The sequence below is a fragment of the Pseudomonas marginalis genome (assembly GCF_024169655.1).
In the GTDB taxonomy this organism is placed as follows: domain Bacteria; phylum Pseudomonadota; class Gammaproteobacteria; order Pseudomonadales; family Pseudomonadaceae; genus Aquipseudomonas; species Aquipseudomonas paraveronii.
Window position 1 is genome coordinate 279,273 of record NZ_JALJWV010000001.1, and the last position, 21,183, is coordinate 300,455.

16 protein-coding genes and 1 pseudogene are annotated in these 21,183 nt (G+C 61.2%); 12 read left to right on the forward strand and 5 right to left on the reverse strand.

Annotated features, from left to right (window positions below):
- Window positions 1-70: 70 nt before the first annotated feature.
- A complete protein-coding gene (locus tag J2Y83_RS01160; RefSeq protein WP_253392768.1) occupies window positions 71-1,435 on the reverse strand; it encodes a formimidoylglutamate deiminase in 1,365 nt (454 codons plus the stop codon).
- A 78-nt stretch (window positions 1,436-1,513) separates the two neighbouring features.
- Between J2Y83_RS01160 and hutC the strand changes: the two genes are divergently transcribed.
- From hutC to hutG, 11 genes are all read left to right on the forward strand, one after another.
- Window positions 1,514-2,293 carry a histidine utilization repressor gene (gene hutC, locus J2Y83_RS01165; protein WP_247400535.1) on the forward strand — a complete coding sequence of 260 codons (780 nt, stop codon included), beginning with the start codon at window positions 1,514-1,516 and terminating at the stop codon, window positions 2,291-2,293.
- Window positions 2,290-2,850, forward strand: coding sequence for a HutD/Ves family protein (locus J2Y83_RS01170; RefSeq protein WP_253392770.1), 561 nt, complete (start codon window positions 2,290-2,292; stop codon window positions 2,848-2,850). Before hutC ends, J2Y83_RS01170 begins: the two co-directional genes overlap by 4 nt.
- 406 nt (window positions 2,851-3,256) lie before the next feature.
- Window positions 3,257-4,942, forward strand: a complete 1,686-nt coding sequence (gene hutU, locus J2Y83_RS01175; RefSeq protein WP_253392771.1) for a urocanate hydratase — start codon at window positions 3,257-3,259, stop codon at window positions 4,940-4,942.
- 149 nt (window positions 4,943-5,091) lie between these two features.
- Complete coding sequence (locus J2Y83_RS01180) at window positions 5,092-6,564, forward strand: purine-cytosine permease family protein (RefSeq protein WP_253392774.1); 1,473 nt, start codon at window positions 5,092-5,094, stop codon at window positions 6,562-6,564.
- Window positions 6,565-6,632: 68 nt separating this feature from the next.
- Entirely contained in the window at window positions 6,633-7,598 is a 966-nt protein-coding gene (locus J2Y83_RS01185) for an ABC transporter substrate-binding protein (RefSeq protein WP_253392776.1), read from the forward strand.
- A 71-nt stretch (window positions 7,599-7,669) separates the two neighbouring features.
- Window positions 7,670-8,521, forward strand: a complete 852-nt coding sequence (locus tag J2Y83_RS01190) for an ABC transporter permease (RefSeq protein ID WP_253392778.1) — start codon at window positions 7,670-7,672, stop codon at window positions 8,519-8,521.
- Window positions 8,518-9,342, forward strand: a complete 825-nt coding sequence (locus tag J2Y83_RS01195; protein ID WP_253392783.1) for a quaternary amine ABC transporter ATP-binding protein — start codon at window positions 8,518-8,520, stop codon at window positions 9,340-9,342. Before J2Y83_RS01190 ends, J2Y83_RS01195 begins: the two co-directional genes overlap by 4 nt.
- A 135-nt stretch (window positions 9,343-9,477) precedes the next feature.
- Window positions 9,478-11,001 (forward strand): HAL/PAL/TAL family ammonia-lyase, encoded by a 1,524-nt coding sequence (locus J2Y83_RS01200; protein ID WP_253392785.1) that lies wholly within the window; start codon window positions 9,478-9,480, stop codon window positions 10,999-11,001.
- Between the two features lie 19 nt (window positions 11,002-11,020).
- The gene (gene hutH / locus J2Y83_RS01205) at window positions 11,021-12,559 is read left to right on the forward strand and encodes a histidine ammonia-lyase (RefSeq protein WP_253392790.1); all 1,539 of its coding nucleotides are present in this window, start codon (window positions 11,021-11,023) and stop codon (window positions 12,557-12,559) included.
- Window positions 12,560-12,703: 144 nt separating this feature from the next.
- Window positions 12,704-13,909: an imidazolonepropionase gene (gene hutI, locus J2Y83_RS01210; RefSeq protein ID WP_253392792.1), complete on the forward strand. Its 1,206-nt coding sequence runs from the start codon at window positions 12,704-12,706 to the stop codon at window positions 13,907-13,909.
- A gap of 11 nt (window positions 13,910-13,920) precedes the next feature.
- Window positions 13,921-14,721 (forward strand): N-formylglutamate deformylase, encoded by an 801-nt coding sequence (hutG, locus tag J2Y83_RS01215; RefSeq protein ID WP_253392800.1) that lies wholly within the window; start codon window positions 13,921-13,923, stop codon window positions 14,719-14,721.
- An 89-nt stretch (window positions 14,722-14,810) separates the two neighbouring features.
- Here the strand turns inward: hutG and J2Y83_RS01220 are convergent, their stop codons facing one another.
- From J2Y83_RS01220 to J2Y83_RS01235, 4 genes and pseudogenes are all read right to left on the reverse strand, one after another.
- A complete protein-coding gene (locus J2Y83_RS01220) occupies window positions 14,811-15,284 on the reverse strand; it encodes an SMI1/KNR4 family protein (RefSeq protein WP_253392802.1) in 474 nt (157 codons plus the stop codon).
- A gap of 12 nt (window positions 15,285-15,296) precedes the next feature.
- Window positions 15,297-16,013 (reverse strand): annotated as a pseudogene (locus J2Y83_RS01225) (RHS repeat-associated core domain-containing protein); the annotation flags it as partial.
- Between the two features lie 140 nt (window positions 16,014-16,153).
- A complete protein-coding gene (locus tag J2Y83_RS01230) occupies window positions 16,154-16,561 on the reverse strand; it encodes a hypothetical protein (RefSeq protein WP_253392804.1) in 408 nt (135 codons plus the stop codon).
- A complete protein-coding gene (locus J2Y83_RS01235) occupies window positions 16,545-20,849 on the reverse strand; it encodes an RHS repeat-associated core domain-containing protein (protein WP_253392806.1) in 4,305 nt (1,434 codons plus the stop codon). Before J2Y83_RS01235 ends, J2Y83_RS01230 begins: the two co-directional genes overlap by 17 nt.
- On the opposite strand from J2Y83_RS01235, the gene J2Y83_RS29725 reads away from it, so the two are divergent.
- Entirely contained in the window at window positions 20,848-21,087 is a 240-nt protein-coding gene (locus J2Y83_RS29725) for a hypothetical protein (RefSeq protein ID WP_373423804.1), read from the forward strand. The genes J2Y83_RS01235 and J2Y83_RS29725 overlap by 2 nt on opposite strands.
- Window positions 21,088-21,183 lie beyond the last annotated feature (96 nt).

The window sequence follows — 21,183 nt, forward strand, 5'->3', positions numbered from 1 at the left end:
CTCTGGATCACCGCTGAAATCTAATGTGGGAGGGGGCTTGCCCCCTCCCACATTTGTTATGGATTGCCTGTTAACCGAGTAACTCCCTCAAAACCTGGGTAAACGCCCGGTTGCTCTCTTCTTCAGCGGCATGCCGCCCGTCGCGCACCACCCACTTGCCGTTGACCAATACATCGCGCACCTGCCGATCGCCGCCGGCGAACAGCCAGCGATTGAGAATCCCGTCCGCCGTCGCCGTCGCCAGGTACGGATCGTTACCGTCCAGCACCAGCCAATCGGCACGTTTGCCTACTTCCAACCGACCAATCGGCTGCCCCAGCGCCTGGGCGCCGCCGTCCAGCGCGGCATCGAACAGCGTGCGGCCGACCATCGGCTGATCGTGACGATACAAGCGATTGCGCCGCTGATCGCGCAGGCGTTGGCCGTATTCCAGCCAGCGCAGTTCTTCCACCACGCTCAGTGACACATGGCTGTCGGAACCAATGCCCATGCGCCCGCCCTGGGCGAGGAAATCCACCGTCGGAAAAATCCCGTCGCCCAGGTTGGCTTCGGTGGTCAGGCACAAACCGGCAATTGCACGGCTGCTGGCCATGCGCGTCACTTCCGCGGGATCGGCATGGGTGGCGTGTACCAGGCACCAGCGTTCATCGACGTCGACATTGTCGTACAGCCATTGCAGCGGGCGTTTGCCGCTCCAGGCCAGGCAGTCGTCGACTTCTTTCTGTTGCTCGGCGATGTGGATATGCACCGGGCAGGCCTTGTCGCTGGCAGCCAGCACGTCTGTGATCTGTTGCGGCGTGACGGCGCGCAGGGAGTGGAAACACAAGCCCAACTGCTGCGCCGGTTGTGCGGCGAGGATCGGTTTCAGGCGCGCCTGCAGGTCCAGGTAATGTTCGCTGCTGTTGATAAACCGTCGCTGGCCTTCATTGGGAGCCTGGCCGCCAAACCCTGCGTGGGTGTAGAGCACCGGCAGTAACGTCAGGCCGATCCCGCTGCTGGCGGCCGCGTGGCTGATCTGCCGCGACAGTTCCGTGCGGTCGGCATAGGGCTGGCCGCTGATGTCATGGTGGACGTAATGAAACTCCGCCACCGAGGTGTAACCGGCCTTGAGCATCTCGATATACAACTGGCGCGCGATGATCTGCAGTTGCTCCGGATTGATCTTGCCGACCATGCGGTACATCAGCTCGCGCCAGGTCCAGAAGCTGTCATTCGGGTTGCCGGCCACTTCGGCCAGGCCCGCCATGGCACGCTGAAAAGCGTGGGAGTGCAGGTTTGGCATGCCTGCCAACACCGGGCCTCTGAGCCGTTCGGCGCCGTCTGCACTGGCATTGGCCGCAACGTGGGTCAGCCGGCCATCCGCGCCGACTTCAAGACGTACATCGTTGGCCCATCCATCAGGCAGCAGCGCGCGTTCGGCAAAGAAAGCGGACATGTTCAAGGCACCCCGGTCGTGTGTTTATTTGTATATACATATACAGACGTTTGCCTGCTCGGTAAACTCCGGCAATCTATGCATCTTTTTCCCCTGCAAGGATTCCCCGTGCCGACTCCGCCCGCCAAGTCTTCACTGGCTGCCCACCTGGACGAAAGTCCGGCGCCCTTGTATGCCCGCGTCAAACAGATGATCAGCCAGCAGATCCTCAGCGGCAACTGGCCGCCCCATTACCGCGTGCCATCGGAGAGTGAACTGGTCAGCCAGCTGGGTTTCAGCCGCATGACCATCAACCGCGCCCTGCGCGAACTCACCGCCGAAGGTTTGCTGGTGCGCATGCAAGGCGTCGGCACGTTTGTCGCCGAGCCCAAGAGCCAGTCGGCGCTGTTTGAAGTCCACAACATTGCCGATGAGATCGCCTCCCGTGGTCATCGGCACACCTGCCAGGTCATCACCCTGGGCGAAGAGGCGGCCGGTTCCGAGCGCGCCGTTGCCCTGGAAATGCGCGAAGGCGGGCGGGTATTCCACTCGCTGATCGTTCACTTTGAAAACGATATTCCCGTGCAAATCGAAGACCGCTTCGTCAACGCCCTGGTCGCGCCGGAATACCTGCAGCAGGATTTCACCCAGCAAACGCCCTACGCCTATTTGAACCAGGTCGCACCGTTGACCGAGGGCGAGCACGTGGTCGAAGCGATCCTCGCCGATGCGGCCGAGTGCAAGTTGCTGCAGATCGAACCGAGCGAGCCGTGCCTGTTGATTCGTCGGCGCACCTGGTCCGGTCGCCAGCCGGTGACCGCCGCGCGCTTGATCCACCCAGGTTCGCGTCATAGCCTGGAAGGACGTTTCAGTAAATGAGTGCCGTGACCGTCTGGCGCGCCGCGAATTACGTGCGCATGCCATGGAAAAACGGTGGCGGCAGCACCGAAGAAATCAGCCGTGATGGCGGCCATGGCCTGGAGGGCTTTGGCTGGCGCCTGTCGATTGCCGATATCGGCGAGTCGGGCGGGTTTTCCGCCTTCGCCGGTTACCAGCGTGTGATCACGGTGATCAACGGCGCGGGCATGGTCCTGACCGTGGACGGCGAGGAACAGCGGGGGTTGTTGCCGCTGCAACCGTTCGCGTTCAAGGGTGACAGCCAGGTGTCGTGCCGCCTGATCAGCGGGCCGATCCGCGATTTCAACTTGATCTATTCGCCCCAGCGTTTCCAGGCGCGGTTGCAGTGGGTGGATGGGGTGCAGCGTTTTTTCAGTACGGCGCAGACGGTGCTGGTGTTCAGCGTGGCGGATGAGGTGACGGTGCTCGGCCAGGTGCTGGGCCATCATGATTGCCTGCAGGTGGACGCTAATACCGGCTTGCTGGATATCTCGGTCACGGGCCGCTGCTGCATCATCGAACTGACCGCACGCGGTTAAAAAATGTGGGAGGGGGCTTGCCCCCGATAGCAGTGGGTCAGCTACAGATAAGCTGACTGGTCCACCGCTATCGGGGGCAAGCCCCCTCCCACATTGTTTCCTCTCTGTTCTTGCGATCTGTTTCCAGCACCCCGCACCACTTTGTTACCGAACGCCCCAGCGTGGCGCAAACCCGCAGCGTTGCTGTCAAACCTCCTCGCTGCAAACCGTCCTCGCAAGAAATTTCATCAAGCCTCGAAGCCTTAATTTCCAAGGCTCCCACGCGTTCGCCAAAAAAATCCCCACGACTCACTCATCAAGTTGGCCGCTCGATTGCATATGCTTGTATGTACAAGTAAAGGTGTGTGCGTAAGAGTCCACTTTGCACGCATCCAGTTCGCGCATCGATCGCTGAGGAGTTCTGGTTGTGACCGATTTTTCTAACGCTAAGCCTACAAAATACCGTGACGTCGAAATCCGCGCCGCCCGCGGTAACACGCTCACCGCCAAAAGCTGGCTGACCGAAGCGCCGCTGCGCATGCTGATGAACAACCTTGACCCGCAAGTGGCCGAAAACCCGAAAGAGCTGGTGGTGTACGGCGGCATCGGTCGTGCGGCGCGCAATTGGGAGTGTTACGACCAGATCGTCGAGAGCCTCACCCATCTGAACGACGACGAAACCCTGCTGGTGCAGTCCGGCAAACCGGTCGGCGTGTTCAAGACCCACCGCAACGCCCCGCGTGTGCTGATCGCCAACTCCAACCTGGTGCCGCACTGGGCCAGTTGGGAACACTTCAACGAACTGGATGCCAAGGGCCTGGCCATGTACGGCCAGATGACCGCCGGCAGTTGGATCTACATCGGCAGCCAGGGCATTGTCCAAGGCACTTACGAAACCTTCGTCGAGGCCGGTCGCCAGCATTACGACAACAACCTCAAAGGCCGTTGGGTCCTGACCGCCGGCCTCGGCGGTATGGGCGGCGCGCAACCGTTGGCCGCGACCCTGGCCGGCGCGTGCTCGCTGAACATTGAATGCCAGCAGGTCAGCATCGATTTCCGCCTGAACAGCCGCTATGTCGACGAACAAGCCAGCGACCTCGACGACGCGCTGGCGCGCATCGCCAAGTACACCCAGGAAGGCAAAGCGATCTCCATCGCCCTGCTGGGCAACGCCGCCGAAATCCTGCCGGAACTGGTCAAGCGCGGCGTGCGCCCGGACATGGTCACCGACCAGACCAGCGCCCACGACCCTCTCAACGGCTACCTGCCGGCCGGCTGGACCTGGGACGAATACCGCGCCCGCGCCAAGACCGAACCGGCTGCCGTGATCAAGGCCGCCAAGCAGTCGATGGCCGTTCACGTCAAAGCGATGCTGGACTTCCAGAAACAAGGCATCCCGACCTTCGACTACGGCAACAACATCCGTCAGATGGCGCAGGAAGAAGGCGTGGAAAACGCATTCGACTTCCCCGGCTTCGTACCGGCTTACATCCGCCCGCTGTTCTGCCGTGGCATCGGCCCGTTCCGCTGGGCCGCGCTGTCGGGCGACCCGCAAGACATCTACAAGACCGACGCCAAAGTCAAAGAGCTGATCCCCGACGACGCGCACCTGCACAACTGGCTGGACATGGCCCGCGAACGCATCAGCTTCCAGGGCCTGCCGGCGCGTATCTGCTGGGTCGGCCTGGGCCAGCGCGCCAAGCTGGGCCTGGCGTTCAACGAAATGGTGCGCAGCGGCGAGCTGTCTGCGCCGGTGGTGATCGGCCGCGACCACCTCGACTCCGGCTCGGTGGCCAGCCCCAACCGTGAAACCGAATCGATGCAGGACGGCTCCGACGCCGTGTCCGACTGGCCGCTGCTCAACGCCTTGCTCAACACTGCCAGCGGTGCGACCTGGGTTTCGCTGCACCACGGCGGCGGCGTGGGCATGGGCTTCTCGCAGCACTCCGGCATGGTGATTGTCTGCGACGGCACCGACGAAGCGGCCGAGCGCATTGCCCGCGTGCTGCACAACGATCCGGCCACCGGGGTGATGCGTCACGCCGATGCGGGGTACCAGATCGCGATCGATTGCGCCAAAGAGCAGGGCTTGAACCTGCCGATGATCAAGTAACGGCTGGCTCGGTTCCTGTGGGAGCTGGCTTGCCTGCGATTGCATCACCGCGGTCTACCCGAAAGACCGCGTCGCCCGCATCGCAGGCAAGCCAGCTCCCACAGAAGAGCAATCAGCACCCAAAACAATCCATCAGAGGTTGAACACCCATGGCTGCAAATGACGCGCGTGCAAGCACCACCCCGTTGATCGAAAGGCGTTCGATCGACTACATCCCGGAAGCGGAAAGACACGGTCGTCTGTTTAGCCAGTTCACCCTATGGATGGGCGCCAACCTGCAAATCACCGCGATTGTCACCGGAGCCTTGGCCGTGGTGCTCGGCGGTGACGTGTTCTGGTCGTTGATCGGTCTGTTGATCGGCCAACTGCTCGGCGGCGGCGTCATGGCGTTGCATGCGGCGCAAGGGCCGAAACTTGGCCTGCCGCAGATGATCTCCAGCCGGGTACAGTTCGGGGTTTATGGCGCGGCCATCCCGATCGTGCTGGTGTGTTTGATGTACCTGGGTTTCACCGCCACCGGCACCGTACTTTCCGGTCAGGCGCTGGGCCAGTTGTTCGGTGTCAGCGACAGCGTCGGTATCCTTATCTTTGCCAGTGTCATCGTGCTGGTCACGGTGCTCGGCTACCGGGTGATCCACTTCATCGGCCGGGTCGCCAGCGTCATAGGTGTGATTGCCTTTGTCTACCTGTTCAGTCGCCTGATGAGCCAGGCCGACATTGGCGCACTCCTGCAAATCCGCCACTTCAGTTGGAGCAGCTTCCTGCTCGCGGTGTCGCTCGCGGCCTCCTGGCAAATCGCCTTCGGCCCCTACGTGGCGGACTATTCACGCTACCTGCCGAGCCAGACGTCTTCGCTGAAAACCTTCCTGGCGGCTGGCGCGGGTTCGGTGATTGGCGCACAGGTGGCGATGGTCCTCGGTGTGTTTGCCGCCGCCCTGTCCAACGGGCAATTCGCCGGTCACGAAGTGGCCTACATCGTGGGCCTGGGCGGTACGGGGGCCACCGCTGCGCTGCTGTACTTCAGCATCGCGTTCGGCAAGGTCACCATCTCCACGCTGAACTCCTACGGCAGTTTCATGTGCATTGCCACCATCATCAGCGGCTTCCGCGGGCGCCTGGAAGTCACGCGCTTGCAGCGCCTGGCTTTCGTGCTGGCCATCGTCGGTACCGCGACCCTGATCGCGTTGCTCGGCCAGCACTCGTTCCTCGGTGCGTTCAAGTCGTTCATCCTGTTCCTGCTGGCGTTCTTTACGCCCTGGAGCGCGATCAACCTGGTGGACTACTACTGCATCACCCGCGAGCGTTATGACGTGACCGCGCTGGCCGATCCGAACGGGCGCTACGGGCGTTGGAACCTGCTCGGTATCAGCGTCTATGTGTTCGGCGTGCTGGTGCAATTGCCGTTCATCTCCACCAAGTTCTACACCGGTCCGCTGGTGGCCGCCCTGGGTGATGTGGATATTTCCTGGATCATCGGTCTGATAATTCCCGCAGCCATGTACTACGTATGTGCGAAAAAATGGCACAGCGCCGTGCCCGATCAACTGATTCTGCCGCTCGAGCAGAACAGTGCGGTACCCCCTGCAACGAGCGGGGCCGGTCGCGCTGCGGCGCAGGCCTGATTGGATGTGGACCGGGCAGGATGCCTCTTGACTGCCGTAAGCCAATTCATGATTAGGAGCGTCACACAATGAAATCGAACAAGACCCTGCTGACCACATTGCTTTCCCTGGGCTTGCTGGCAAGCACCGGCGCCCAGGCGGCCGGTTGGTGCGAGTCCGGTAAACCGGTGAAATTCGCCGGCCTGAACTGGGAAAGCGGCATGTTGCTCACCGACATCCTGCAAACCGTTCTGGAAAAGGGCTACGACTGCAAAACCGACAGCCTGCCGGGCAATTCCATCACCATGGAAAACGCCCTGAGCAGCAACGACATTCAAGTGTTTGCCGAAGAGTGGGTCGGTCGCAGCGAGGTGTGGAACAAGGCCGAGAAGGCCGGCAAGGTCGTCGGCGTCGGCGCGCCGGTGGTGGGGGCGATCGAAGGTTGGTACGTGCCGCGTTACGTGATCGAAGGCGATGCCAAGCGCAAGCTGGAGCCCAAGGCGCCGGACCTGAAGAACATCGCCGATCTGGCCAAGTACGCCGCCGTGTTCAAGGACCAGGAAGAACCGTCCAAAGGCCGTTTCTATAACTGCCCGGCCGGTTGGACCTGCGAGCTGGACAACAGCGCGATGCTCAAGAGCTACGGCCTGGAAAGCACCTACACCAACTTCCGCCCCGGCACCGGCCCGGCGCTGGATGCGGCTGTGCTGTCGAGCTACAAGCGCGGCGAGCCGATCCTGTTCTACTACTGGTCGCCAACGCCGCTGATGGGCCAGGTCGATTTGGTCAAGCTGGAAGAAAAACCCGGCGTGGATAAAAGCGTGAGCATCAAGGTCGGCCTGTCCAAGACCTTCCACGAGCAAGCGCCGGAACTGGTGGCCATGCTGGAAAAGGTCAACCTGCCGATCGACCTGCTGAACCAGAACCTCGGTCGCATGGCCAAAGAGCGTATCGAATCACCGAAATTGGCGCAGCTATTCCTCAAGGAACACCCTGAAGTCTGGCACGCCTGGGTGAGCGACGACGCTGCCAAGAAAATCGACGCGGCCTTGTAGGTCATGCGTACCCGGCTACCCTGAGGGGCAGCCGGGCGCCTGGCCACAACCCACTGGATCGAGAGCACGCTATGTTTCCTGAGAGTTTTACGTTTTCCATTGCCAACTGGGTCAACGGTTGGGTGGATTCGCTGGTGACCCACTACGGCGATGTGTTCCGGCACATCTCCGACACCCTGCTATGGGCCATCGTCAACCTGGAAGGCCTGCTGCGCGCCGCGCCCTGGTGGCTGATGCTGGGCATCGTCGGCGCGGTGGCCTGGCATGCCACGCGCAAGGTGGTGACCACGGCAGTGATCGTCGGCCTGTTGTTCCTGGTCGGCGCGGTCGGCCTGTGGGACAAACTGATGCAGACCCTGGCCCTGATGCTGGTCGCCACGCTGATTTCGGTGCTGATCGGCATTCCGCTGGGCATCTTGTCGGCGCGCAGCAATCGCCTGCGCTCGGTGCTGATGCCGCTGCTCGACATCATGCAAACCATGCCCAGCTTCGTGTACCTGATCCCGGTGTTGATGCTGTTCGGCCTGGGCAAGGTGCCGGCGATTTTCGCCACGGTGATCTACGCCGCGCCGCCGCTGATCCGCCTGACCGACCTGGGCATTCGCCAGGTCGACGGCGAAGTCATGGAAGCCATCAACGCCTTCGGCGCCAACCGCTGGCAACAGCTGTTCGGCGTGCAACTGCCGCTGGCGCTGCCGAGCATCATGGCCGGCATCAACCAGACCACCATGATGGCGTTGTCGATGGTGGTGATCGCCTCGATGATCGGCGCCCGTGGCCTGGGCGAAGATGTCCTTGTCGGCATCCAGACCCTCAACGTCGGCCGCGGCCTTGAAGCCGGGCTGGCCATCGTGATTCTCGCCGTGGTCATCGACCGCATTACCCAGGCCTATGGCCGTCCACGGCATGAGGCGAGCAAATGACGACGGTCAGCAAAATCGAAGTGAAAAACGTCTTCAAGATCTTCGGCAACCGCGCCAAAGACGCGCTGGCGCTGATCGGCCAGGGCAAGACCAAGGATCAGGTGCTGGCCGAGACCGGTTGCGTGGTCGGCGTCAACGACCTGTCCCTGAGCGTCGGCACCGGCGAGATCTTCGTGATCATGGGCCTGTCGGGCTCGGGCAAGTCCACCCTGGTGCGCCACTTCAACCGCCTGATCGACCCCACCAGCGGCGCGATCCTGGTGGACGGCGAAGATATCCTGCAACTGGACATGGATGCCCTGCGCGAATTCCGTCGACACAAGATCAGCATGGTGTTCCAGAGCTTCGGCCTGCTGCCCCACAAGAACGTGCTCGACAACGTCGCCTACGGCCTGAAAGTGCGCGGCGAAACCAAGCAAGTGTGCAGCGAGCGCGCGCTGCACTGGATCGACACCGTGGGCCTCAAAGGCTATGAAAACAAATACCCGCACCAGCTCTCCGGCGGCATGCGCCAACGGGTCGGCCTGGCCCGCGCCCTCGCGGCGGACACCGACATCATCCTGATGGACGAAGCCTTCAGCGCCCTCGACCCGCTGATCCGCGCCGAGATGCAGGACCAGTTGCTCGAACTGCAAAAGACCCTGCACAAGACCATCGTGTTCATTACCCACGACCTCGACGAGGCGGTGCGCATTGGCAACCGCATTGCGATCCTCAAGGACGGCAAGCTGATCCAGGTCGGCACGCCCCGGGAGATCCTGCATTCGCCGGCGGATGAGTATGTGAACCGGTTCGTTCAGCGGCGGGCGGCGGTGGTCTGATCCGGATTATGTGGGGCGGCTGCTGGCCTCATCGGGAGCAAGCTCCCTCCCACAGGGGATGCATTCCAAAGGTGGGAGGGAGCTTGCTCCCGATAGGGCCAGTAAAGCTGCACAAGAACTCAAGAAGGTATGAAGATGTCCCAGGCAGCAAAAATCATCATCACCAACGCCCCCCTGCGCTGGCAGGACGTGGTCGCCGTGGCCCGTCACGGCGCGGTGCTCGAACTCTCGGGCCAGGCCTGGGCACGCATCGACAATGCCCAGGCCATCGTGCAGCGCATCGTCAGCAGCGGCGAGCGCGCCTACGGCGTGAACACCGGCCTGGGCGCGCTGTGCAATGTGTCGCTGGAGGGCGAGCAACTCAGCCAGTTGTCGCGCAACACCCTGTTGAGCCACGCCTGTGGTGTCGGCCCGGTGCTCAGCGACGAACAGACCCGCGCAATCATCTGCGCGGCGATCGTCAACTACAGCCAGGGCAAATCCGGCCTGTATCCGCAGGTGGTGCATGCGCTGCTGGCGCTGCTCAATCACGGCATCACGCCGCAAGTGCCGTCCCAGGGTTCGGTGGGTTATTTGACCCACATGGCCCATGTCGGCGTGGCGTTGCTGGGGATTGGCGACGTGAGCTACCGGGGCCAAATCGTCGCGGCGCAACAGGCCCTGAGCGCAGAAGGGTTACAGCCGGTGGTGCTCGGCGCCAAGGACGGCCTGTGCCTGGTCAACGGCACGCCGTGCATGACCGGCCTGAGCTGCCTGGCCTTGGCCGATGCCCATCGTCTGTTGCAATGGGCCGACGTGATCGGCGCCATGAGTTTCGAGGCCCAGCGCGGCCAGATCGATGCGTTCGACGCCGAAATCCTCGCCCTCAAACCGCACCCCGGCATGCAGCAGGTCGGCATCAACCTGCGGGCGTTGCTCGACGGCAGTGAAGTGATCGCGAGCAGTAAAGGCGTCCGCACCCAGGATGCCTTGAGCCTGCGTTCGATCCCGCAGATCCACGGCGCGGCCCGCGATCAAGTGGAACATGCGACCCGGCAGATCGAGACCGAACTCAACAGCGCCACCGACAACCCGCTGCTGCTCGGCACGCCGGACCGCTACCGCGTGGTGTCCCAGGCCAACCCGCACGGGCAGTCCGTGGCGTTGGCCGCGGATATGCTGGCGATTGCCATGGCCGAGATCGGCGCCGTCGCCGAGCGCCGCCTGGACCGCCTGATCAACCCCCACGTCAGCGGTTTGCCGGCGTTTTTGGTGAGCGACCCGGGGGTCAACTCCGGGATGATGATCGTGCAATACGTTGCCGCTTCCTTATGCGCGCAGAACCGCCAGTTGGCGCAGCCGGCGGTGCTCGACAATTTCGTCACCTCGGGCCTGCAGGAAGACCACCTGAGCATGGGCACCAACGCCGCGCTCAAGCTGCACCAACTGTTGGCCAACGTGACCCAGATCCTCGCCATCGAGTACCTGCTGGCGGCCCAGGCCTTCGAGTTTCTCAAGGACCAGCGTTTCGGCGCGGGCACCGACCGCGCCTGGCGCCTGCTGCGTGAGCAGGTCGCGCCTTACGCGCAAGACCGCTGGCTGGCGCCGGACATCGCGACCGCCGCCGCGCTGCTCAAGCACAGCACTTCGCTGCACCAGACGTTTCCCGAATTGCACTGAACAATAATTTCCAAGGAGCATGAATGTGACTGCGCTAACTCTGATTCCAGGCCAACTGAGCCTTGCCCAACTGCGGGCCATCTACCAGCAGCCGGTAACCCTCAGCCTGGATGACAGCGCCACGGCGCAGATCGAGGCCAGTGTCGCCTGTGTGGAGCAGATTCTCGCCGAGAACCGCACCGCCTATGGCATCAACACCGGTTTCGGCCTGCTGGCCTCGACCCGCATCGCCAGCGAAGACCTGGAAAACCTCCAGCGCTCCCTGGTGCTGTCCCACGCCGCCGGTGTCGGTGAGCCGATCAGCGATGCGCTGGTGCGGCTGGTCATGGTGCTCAAGGTCAACAGCCTGAGCCGTGGGTTTTCCGGGATTCGCCGCCAGGTGATCGACGCGCTGATCGCGCTGATCAACGCCGAGGTGTACCCGCATATTCCGCTCAAAGGCTCGGTCGGTGCCTCCGGTGACTTGGCGCCCTTGGCCCATATGTCCCTGGTGCTGCTCGGCGAAGGCAAGGCGCGCTACAAAGGTGAATGGCTGGAGGCGAGCGCCGCGCTGAAAATCGCCGGCCTCGCGCCGCTGACCTTGGCGGCCAAGGAAGGTCTGGCGCTGCTCAACGGCACCCAGGTGTCCACGGCGTATGCCCTGCGTGGCCTGTTCGAGGGTGAGGATCTGTTCGCCGGCGCTCTCGCGTGTGGCAGCCTCACCGTGGAAGCGGTGCTGGGCTCGCGCTCGCCGTTCGATCCGCGCATTCACGCCGCGCGCGGCCAGCGTGGGCAGATCGATTCGGCGGCGGCGTACCGTGACCTGCTGGGCGAAAGCAGCCAGGTGTCGCAGTCGCACCAGAACTGCGACAAGGTGCAAGACCCTTATTCCCTGCGCTGCCAGCCACAAGTCATGGGCGCCTGCCTGACCCAGTTCCGCCAGGCCGCCGAGGTGCTGGTGATCGAGGCCAACGCGGTGTCGGATAACCCGCTGGTATTCGCCGCCGAAGGTGACGTGATCTCCGGCGGCAATTTCCACGCCGAACCGGTGGCCATGGCCGCCGACAACATGGCGTTGGCCATCGCTGAAATCGGCTCCCTGAGCGAGCGGCGTATCTCGCTGATGATGGACAAGCACATGTCGCAGCTGCCGCCGTTCCTGGTGGGCAATGGCGGGGTGAACTCCGGCTTCATGATCGCCCAGGTGACCGCCGCGGCACTCGCCAGCGAAAACAAGGCGCTGGCCCATCCCCACAGCGTCGACAGCCTGCCGACCTCGGCCAACCAGGAAGACCATGTGTCGATGGCTCCGGCTGCGGGCAAGCGTTTGTGGGAAATGGCTGAAAACGTTCGCGGCATTCTGGCCGTGGAATGGCTGGCGGCGTGCCAGGGCCTGGACCTGCGCGAAGGCCTGAAGACCTCGCCGAAGCTGGAAAAAGCACGCGCTACCCTGCGCGGCAAAGTGGCGTTCTACGACAAGGACCGCTTCTTCGCCCCGGACATCATCGCGGCCACTGAACTGCTCGCCAGCCGCTGCCTGAATGAACTGGTGCCGGCCAAGTTGCTGCCGAGCCTTTGAAAAACCCTCCGCCCCTGTAGGAGCGAGCTTGCTCGCGAAGACCCCCCAGGCGCCGCGAGCTATCAGGTAGCACGCGTTATCGTTGAGGTTTTTCGCGAGCAAGCTCGCTCCTACAGGCAACAGCGACCACCTTGGGAGGTATTGATGAAAGTCCTTTGGCAACACTGCCACATCGCAACCATGGCCCACGGCAACTACTCGATCATTGAGGACGCCGCCCTGGTCACTGTCGGTTCGCTGATCGGGTGGATCGGCCCGCGCAGCGAAGTGCCGACGGCGGATTACGCCCAGGTGCATGACCTGCAAGGCGCGTGGGTCACCCCCGGGCTGATCGACTGCCACACCCACACGGTGTTCGGCGGCAATCGCAGCGGTGAGTTTGAACAACGCCTCGAAGGCGTCAGCTACGCCGACATCGCCGCCCAGGGCGGCGGTATTGCCAGCACCGTGCGCGCCACCCGCGCCGCCAGCGAGGATGAACTGTTCGAAAGCGCCCACAAGCGCCTGCGCAGTTTGCTGCGCGACGGCGTGACCACGGTGGAGATCAAATCCGGCTACGGCCTCGACCTGGCCAGCGAGCGCAAGTTGCTGCGGGTGATTCGTCGCCTCGGTGGCGCGCTGCCGGTCAGCGTGCGCGCCACTTGCCTGGCCGCCCACGCCTTGCCGCCGGAGTACAAGGACCGCGCCGACGCCTACATCGATCACATCTGCGGCGAAATGCTCCCGGCCCTGGCCGCGGAAGGGCTGGTGGATGCGGTGGATGCGTTCTGCGAATACCTGGCGTTCTCTCCGGAACAGGTGGAGCGCGTGTTTAAAGTCGCCCGACAACTCGGCCTGCCGGTGAAGCTGCACGCCGAGCAACTGTCGTCGCTGCACGGTTCCAGCCTGGCCGCGCGTTACCAGGCGCTGTCGGCGGATCACCTGGAATTCATGACCGAAGAAGACGCCATCGCCATGGCCGCTGCCGGCACCGTCGCGGTATTGCTGCCGGGCGCGTTCTACTTCCTGCGCGAAACCCAATTGCCGCCGATGGACGCCCTGCGCAAGCACGGCGTGAAAATCGCCATCGCCAGCGACCTCAACCCCGGCACCTCGCCGGCCTTGTCGGTGCGCCTGATGCTGAACATGGCCTGCACCCTGTTCCGCATGACCCCGGAAGAAGCCCTGGCCGGCGCCACCCAACATGCCGCCACCGCCCTGGGCATGGGCGCCACCCATGGGTCGCTGGAAGTGGGCAAGGTCGCCGACTTTGTCGCCTGGCAGATCGATCGTCCCGCCGACCTGGCCTACTGGCTGGGCGGCGAGCTGGATAAACGCGTCGTGCGCCACGGCGTCGATGTCACTGTTTAAGGAGTCGCGCTGTGGATAAGGTTCTGAGTTTCAAACAAGGCCGCGTACCGCTGCTGATCAGCATGCCCCACGCCGGCCTGCGCCTGACGCCTGCCGTGCAGGCCGGGTTGGTCCCCGAGGCACAAAGCCTGCCGGACACCGACTGGCACATCCCCACACTGTATGACTTTGCCGAAGCCCTCGGCGCCAGCACCCTGGCGGCGGAGTACTCGCGGTTTGTCATCGACCTGAACCGGCCGTCCGACGATAAACCCTTGTACGTCGGCGCCACCACCGGCCTGTACCCCGCGATCCTGTTCGACGGCGTGCCGTTGTTCCGCGACGGCCTGGAACCGTCCAAAGAAGAGCGCGCCACCTACTTGGAACACATCTGGACGCCATACCACCGCACCTTGCAAGACGAACTGGCACGGCTCAAGGCCGAATTCGGCTACGCGCTGTTGTTCGATGCACATTCGATCCGCTCGGTGATCCCGCACCTGTTCGACGGCAAGCTGCCGGACTTCAACCTCGGCACCTTCAACAACACCGCCTGCGACCCCGGGCTGGCCAGCCAATTGGAAGCCATCTGCGCCGCGCATCCGCAGTACACCCATGTGCTCAACGGGCGCTTCAAGGGCGGGCACATCACCCGGCATTACGGCAACCCGGCGCAGGACATTCACGCCGTGCAGTTGGAGTTGTGCCAGAGCACGTATATGGAAGAGTTCGAGCCGTTTCGTTATCGCGAGGATCTGGCGGGGCCGACGCGGGGGGTGTTGAAGCAGTTGTTGGACGGTTTTCTGGGGTGGGGGCAGAAGCGTTACTGCTGAAGCAGGTGGTCAGTTGGGGCATTCGCCCACGATCGCCTGCCATGATCCCGCTAGGTGGAACGGTTTTTTGAGAGAACCTGTAGTTGTACTTATTCCTCGTCGACATCTTCCTCATCAATCAGCCCCTGAACGAATCTGAGGAAATTTGAGCAAATGGGTTTTTCGGATTCAGCATGGTTTTCTTCAGAGCTGAGGTCGCTATCAAACGTATCAGTTGTGAAATAACTGACTGTCCCGGTATCGAGATTCAGGCAAAAAAAGTTGCCGCCCCAATCGTTCGCGAAAGGTAGGAGGTGTGCAGGAATAACCTTTTTTTCCAACATTAACTGATAAGTGGATAGCACCGTGGATTCGCCATCCGAAATCGGCTTGAAAACGGACACTTCTACGGGCTCTTCAAAGTCTTCATCTTGCCAATAAGTTCGTTCAGGGGTGCCGCCGTTGTATTTGAGGTAGTGATTTCGGAAGGGCGGCGGCAGCGTCTTGCCGATAGCAGACTCCAGGTGGTCCAAGTCTGCTGCGGTGATAGCTGAGCTACTACCTGAGAATTTGTTTTCGATCATCATTATCTCCAATCATGAGCAGCGCCCAGGTTTGAGTTTGTTTTTGGGGATTTTGTTCGCCAGCCAACCCTTTTTGGAGGCCGCAAGGACTGCTTCGCCTTTGTCGTAGTTAACCTTGAAGTGTTTTTCGAACTGCGCGACCGATCCGCCATGCGGGAACGTGGCTTCATGGGCAGAGGTTTTGACCAACTGCATGGTCGTTGTACCCGTTTTGGGGTTGAAGTCATCAACATGGTGCCAGGTGTAGCCCGTTGCAGCGCTTTTGGGAATGCCTGCCTCTTTGAAGGCTTGCGTGAAATCTCGCGTTCTGCGGCCTTGCATCTTGATGGTAACGATATTTCGTTGTAAGCCTGTGGTTGGGAAAAGGTCACTGCCGCCAGTAAAGTCCACCCTTGCATACGCCCAGCCCCATGGATCGGCCCATCCAATTGGGTTTGGCGCGTATTGGTATAGGTTCAGACCGCCCGCCAGACCAATCGGATCCGGCGTCGTAAACCGCCCCACATCCGGGTCATAAAACCTGAACGTATTGAAGTGCAGCCCCGTCTCCCGGTCCAGATACTGTCCCTGAAACCGCAGGTTCTGCTCTTCAATGTAATAAGGCTCACGCACCTCTTCTACCGTGTTTCCCCACACCCGATAAGTCGCCCGCCACACCGTTTTCCCATCAGCTTCCGTCAGTTGCTCCGGCAAGCCATTCAAGTCGTTGTGGTAATAGCGCACGCTCTGGTGTTCGCCCACGTCATCAATCCGTGTGGTTCCGGCTTGTAGGTCATTGTTAAATAAATCTGTCCCGTTTCTCGTCCGTTTGCTATTAAGTAATATTCATTTTGCTGTCTCTGTCGCTTTATACAGAGACTGTCTTCAGTCTAGACTTGTTTTTCTGTGTACATGTAAAATACATCTTCCGAGCAGTAGAATACTTTTCTCTTTTGATGTGCTTGGGTTGGAGAAATTAATAACTCCCTCAATTCATCTGAATCTATGGCCTCAAAAATAAAATTCAACAAGTCGTCCTTTTTTGCTTTATACAGCCTTCCTTTGAAGATTGTTTTTTTTCCTTTGCGTGCGGTTAAATTATGTGCCACGTAGTAGCAGTCCGAATTTAAATATGACTTCATATCTGCAAGCGAGTCGAAAATTTTTACCATATCCCCGTACAGTATCGGATTTTGCATCATTGAGTAGATATCTTCCCTACTTTCGGTTGGGCCCAATTCCGACTTTATAAGTTTTTCAAAGCGATAGCTGTTTTTCATTTTAGTTTGGGATGTCATAAAAAATATGACCATCCCCTCCATTTTTATACCACTTGATGTGAGGTGTATCCCCGAAGCCGCCCTCTGGAGCCATATGCTGCTCGTAACCTTTTGGGTATTTTGCTACACCGTCGGCGCGGGCGCTTTGGGTATGAGCCTTGTAACGGTTCATATTACCTTGCGATTCTTTCAAGAAAAATTTTGCATCTGAGCTTGATTTCACCTTAACTTGAAACTTCCCCCCATTTGCCATAGCCATCTTGCTATCTGCAACCGCTTGCTTCCACTCTTTTGAACCTTTAGTTAGTGCGTGCATCTGCGATGCTTTTTGATTCAGTTTTCCCTTGTAGGTACTGCACGCCAATCCTTTGGGATCGACCCACCCGAAAGGGTTCGGAGCATATTGATATAGATTCAATCCGCCCGCTAACCCTATCGGGTCAGGCGTGGTGAATCGTCCGATATCCGGATCATAAAACCTGAACGTATTGAAATGCAGCCCCGTCTCCCGATCCAGATACTGCCCCTGAAACCGCAGGTTCTGCTCTTCAATGTAGTAAGGCTCACGCACCTCTTCTACCGTGTTTCCCCACACCCGATAAGTCGTCCGCCACACCGTTTTCCCATCAGCTTCCGTCAGTTGCTCCGGCAGCCCATTCAAGTCGTTGTGGTAATAGCGCACGCTCTGGTGTTCGCCCACGCCATCAACCCGGGCCAGCGGTGTATAGCCATCGTCCTCATAGAGATACAGGCTGGTTTGACTATGCCGATGCTCCTGCAGCAGGCGCAGGCCATCCCAGGTGAAGCGGGTTTCTCCCAGCGCATAACCCCGGCTGTCGTGTTCGGTTTTAGTGATGCGTCGACCGAGCGGGTCGTAGGTCATGTTCACGACCGTTTCTCGCTCGCCTTTTTGGCTGCGCACTTGGATCAAGCGGTGTTCAGCGTCGTAGGCGAAATGCTGCACACCTCGTGCGGCGCTGCGTTTTTCGATCATTCGGCCGAAGCCGTCGTAGCGGTAACGCTTGTCCTGATAGGTCAGCAGTTTGTTATGCACCACCAGCCCGGCGCCGGGTTGTGGGCCGTCGAGCAGGTTGGCGGCGGCGTCGTAGGCGAAGGTTTCGCGTTGGCCTTGTACGTTGTCCTGGGTCGCGATGATGCGGCCGGTGGCGTCGTAGTGCAGCAGTTCGCGGTGTTCGTCTTCCCGGCGGCCGATCAGGTTGTCGGCGGGGTCGTACTCGAAGTGCTTTTGCGCCGCTGCCGGCATCAACGAGGGCTGGCTGGCGTGGCGGCGCTGGCGGGCGCGCAGGCGGCCGCTGCGGTCGTATTCGCTGCGGGTGGTGATCTGGCCTTGGGTGCGCAGCACTTCGCGGTGTAGACGGTCGCGTTCGAAGTCGCTGATGACGTGGCCGTCGAGGTTGAGTTGGTGCAGGTGGCCGCTGCCGTAGTACAGGCGATTGAGCCAGCGGCCGTCGGGTAGTTGGGTTTGGATCAGGTTGCCGAGTTCGTCGTAGTGATGATTCAGGCTGCCAGCGGCGCTTTGTTCGGTAAGCAGTTGGCCCAGCGGGTCGTAGGCGAAGGCCAGCGCCTGCGTAGTCTCATCGTTGCCGGTGAAAGTGACGGCGGTGAGTTGGTCCAACGGGTTGTAGGCGTATTCGGTACGACCGTCGTCGGTTACTTTCGCCAGCAAGCGCCCGACGGCATCGCGCTCCAGGCGATGCACTATGGAAGACGCATTATTCAAGGGCGCGTATTCGACGGCGGTCAGGTTATCCAGGGCGTCATAGGTATAGCGCCGCGCACTGCCGTCAAGGTCTTGTTGCTCGGTCAACCGATCCCCGGCATCCCAGGCAAACCGATAACGTTCGCCGTTCTCGTTGGTCAGCGCTTGCAGTCGCCCGTAGCGGTCATACCCGAATTGCACCTGCCGGCCATGGGCGTCGGTGCGCTGGCGTACCTGGCCGCGCCGGTTGTGCTGGTAGAACGTGGTGTGGCCGGCGGGGTCGGTATAGCCCACCAACTGACCGCTGGCATCACGCTGATATTGCTCGGTGCGCCCGTCCGGCAGTTGGCTGCTGAGTAAGCGTCCTTGAGCGTCGTAGCTCAATTGAGTGCGCTCGCCGAGGGCGTCGGTGATGACCTGCAAATAGCCGCGCTCGTCGTAGCGAAAGTTCGTGGGGTGGCCTGAGCAATCGACATGCTCGACCAGTTGCCCGAACGGGTTCCAGCGCAGCTTTTTACTTTTGCCGGTGGCATCGATGATTTCCACTGCTTGGCCGAAGCGGTCGTACCGATAGCGCGTGGTCTGACCAAGTGGATCGATTTCGCTGACGCAGTTGCCGCGCGGGTCGTACCGGTATTGCCAAGCCTGTCCGGCGGCATCGGTCTCTACCAATGGCAGCGACCAATGCTGCAGCCACACGGTGGATTCGATCCGGCCCAGCGGATCTTGCGTCTCGCACAGGTTGCCGGACTCGTCGTAACCGAACTTCCACTGACCGCCCAGGGGATCGGTAGCGCTCAGCAACTGGCGCTCGTCATTCCATTCGAATTGCCACATTTGGCCGAGGTTGTCGGTGTATTCGGTGATCTGGTACTGCGGGTTCCATTGGCGGGTGCTGACCCGTTGCAAGCCATCGGTAATCCGCGTGATCCCGGCGTGTAGGTCATAGTCGAACTGGTAGTCGTCGCCTTCGTTGGTCCAGTGTCGGACTACGCGCCATTCGGCGTCGTCCACACAGGCCCATTGGTAATAGCAGCGCAGCCCGGTAGGTCGTTGGTGCTCGACCATGCGTTGGCCGCTGTCGTAGGCAAAGCGGCGCTGTAGATGCCCGGCAGCATCGCGAACTTCGGCCAGATCGCCATGAGCGTCATAGGCATAGCTGACGAGGGTTTCGCGGCTTTGATCGGGGAACAGCCGTTCGATCTGCTCGACCCGACCGAGTTTGTAGCTCAGTTCAATTCGCACATCATCGAAGGAATCGTGTAACCGGCTCAGCCGACCTTGGGCGTCATAGTCGAGGAGGATGCGGTTGTCGTTGCGGTCCCCTAACTGGCTCAGGCGCAGGTGCGACGGGTTGCCGGGCGTAGGCTCAAACAACCTGTAGAGCCCATCGACGCTCTCGATCAGCACCTGCCCGTCGGCATGGCGCCGCACGCTCAGGCCTTCGCCCGCGCTGAACACCGCGCCGCCCAGGGGGATCACGCCCATGTCGATCGGCCGGGCCTGTTCGTCGGTGTAGATCAGACGCTCGCCGCCCTCAGGATGCCGCCCCAGCTCGACGAAGACGTCGTAGATCACACTCCAACCGGCGCCGAACAGGCCATCGCGGCGTTCGTCCCGGCTGCTGTAGTAGCGCTGCCACTCGATAGGCAACAGGCCTGGCAGGGCGAAGTCCAAGTCGTCTTCACCGTCGAGAACTTTCGCGCCCGTGGCGCTGTGTACCGGGTTGGGCGAACCTGCGACCGCAGCGGTCAACGCATGGCTCACCTGGCCGCTGCCCCACGACACCAGCCCGCCCACGGCCATGCACGGCAGCGTGCTGAAGAACTTCGCGCCACCGCCGCGCAAGGTCAGCAGTGCCGTCACCGCCAGCCCGACACCGGGCGTCTTGCCGCTACGGATTTCGCGAACCACCACGGGTGGGCCGCCGATAAACACATTCGGCGAAATCTGTACCGTCCCAACCTTGGCCTCGCAGGTGCTGCGATCCCCACTGCGCACGGCGGGCTGGCCATTGATAAAGACGCGACTGGAACCCTCGGCCATGTATTGCTCTGGCATCGGCGGGTGTTTATGGCAGTCGACTTTATCGCCAGGACAAGGCACGGCGCCCAAGGCCGGCGTAGCGACTGTCGGGCGCCATAGCTGAGCGAAAAAGCCTTCAGCAATATCCAGATAAGTAGGCTCACCCTCTGACGCTGCGATTACATCCGAGATTTTGCCGGCGGCGCGCGCCGCGGGTTTACCGTTGATGAATACGTTGGGCGAACCGCTGCTGATGAAGGCGTCGATGACGGGAGGAAACAGGGCATTGGCGAAGTACTCACATAAGCGTGAGAGGCCTTTATCCGCGCCGGTTTTGCTCATGCCGACGCCGACCACCGCCCCCACCACGGCGCCGAGTACCACGCAGCCGAGGCCGCCAGTCGCCACGGTGACACCCGCCGCCGCAACCACCGCCGCTGTGGCCAAGGCGGTCACGGCCACATTGGCGGCAATCTCCAGGACGCCGCCTAAAACGTCGGCCAGCATTGAACTGTGCAGAAGCGCATCGCCCTCGCGGGCAGCCCAAGGCGTGTCGGTCATGCGTAACGATCCGTGTCTGAAAAAGACCCGGATCAAATCACGCAGTGGCGGTATTGATCAGGTGAGACTTTCCGATGCGCTTGTAGGAATGCTCCTGAGGTTGATCGGCCAAACTCTCCACTCGTATGCCAGGCACCTGCACGCGACGGGCGTGAACGCGCTGCTGTACTGCGGCCAAAGTCTGGTCCATGGCTGTTTGCGGGCGCAGAGCGAGGTGGAGGAGGGCGACCGGCACTGATAGCTGGCTGTTGGCTTACCTGGGTAGCGAACTGCTGACACAGGTCTAAGTGCTCAAGGACATGCTCATTGCACAATTCGGGTTTATAGTGCCAGA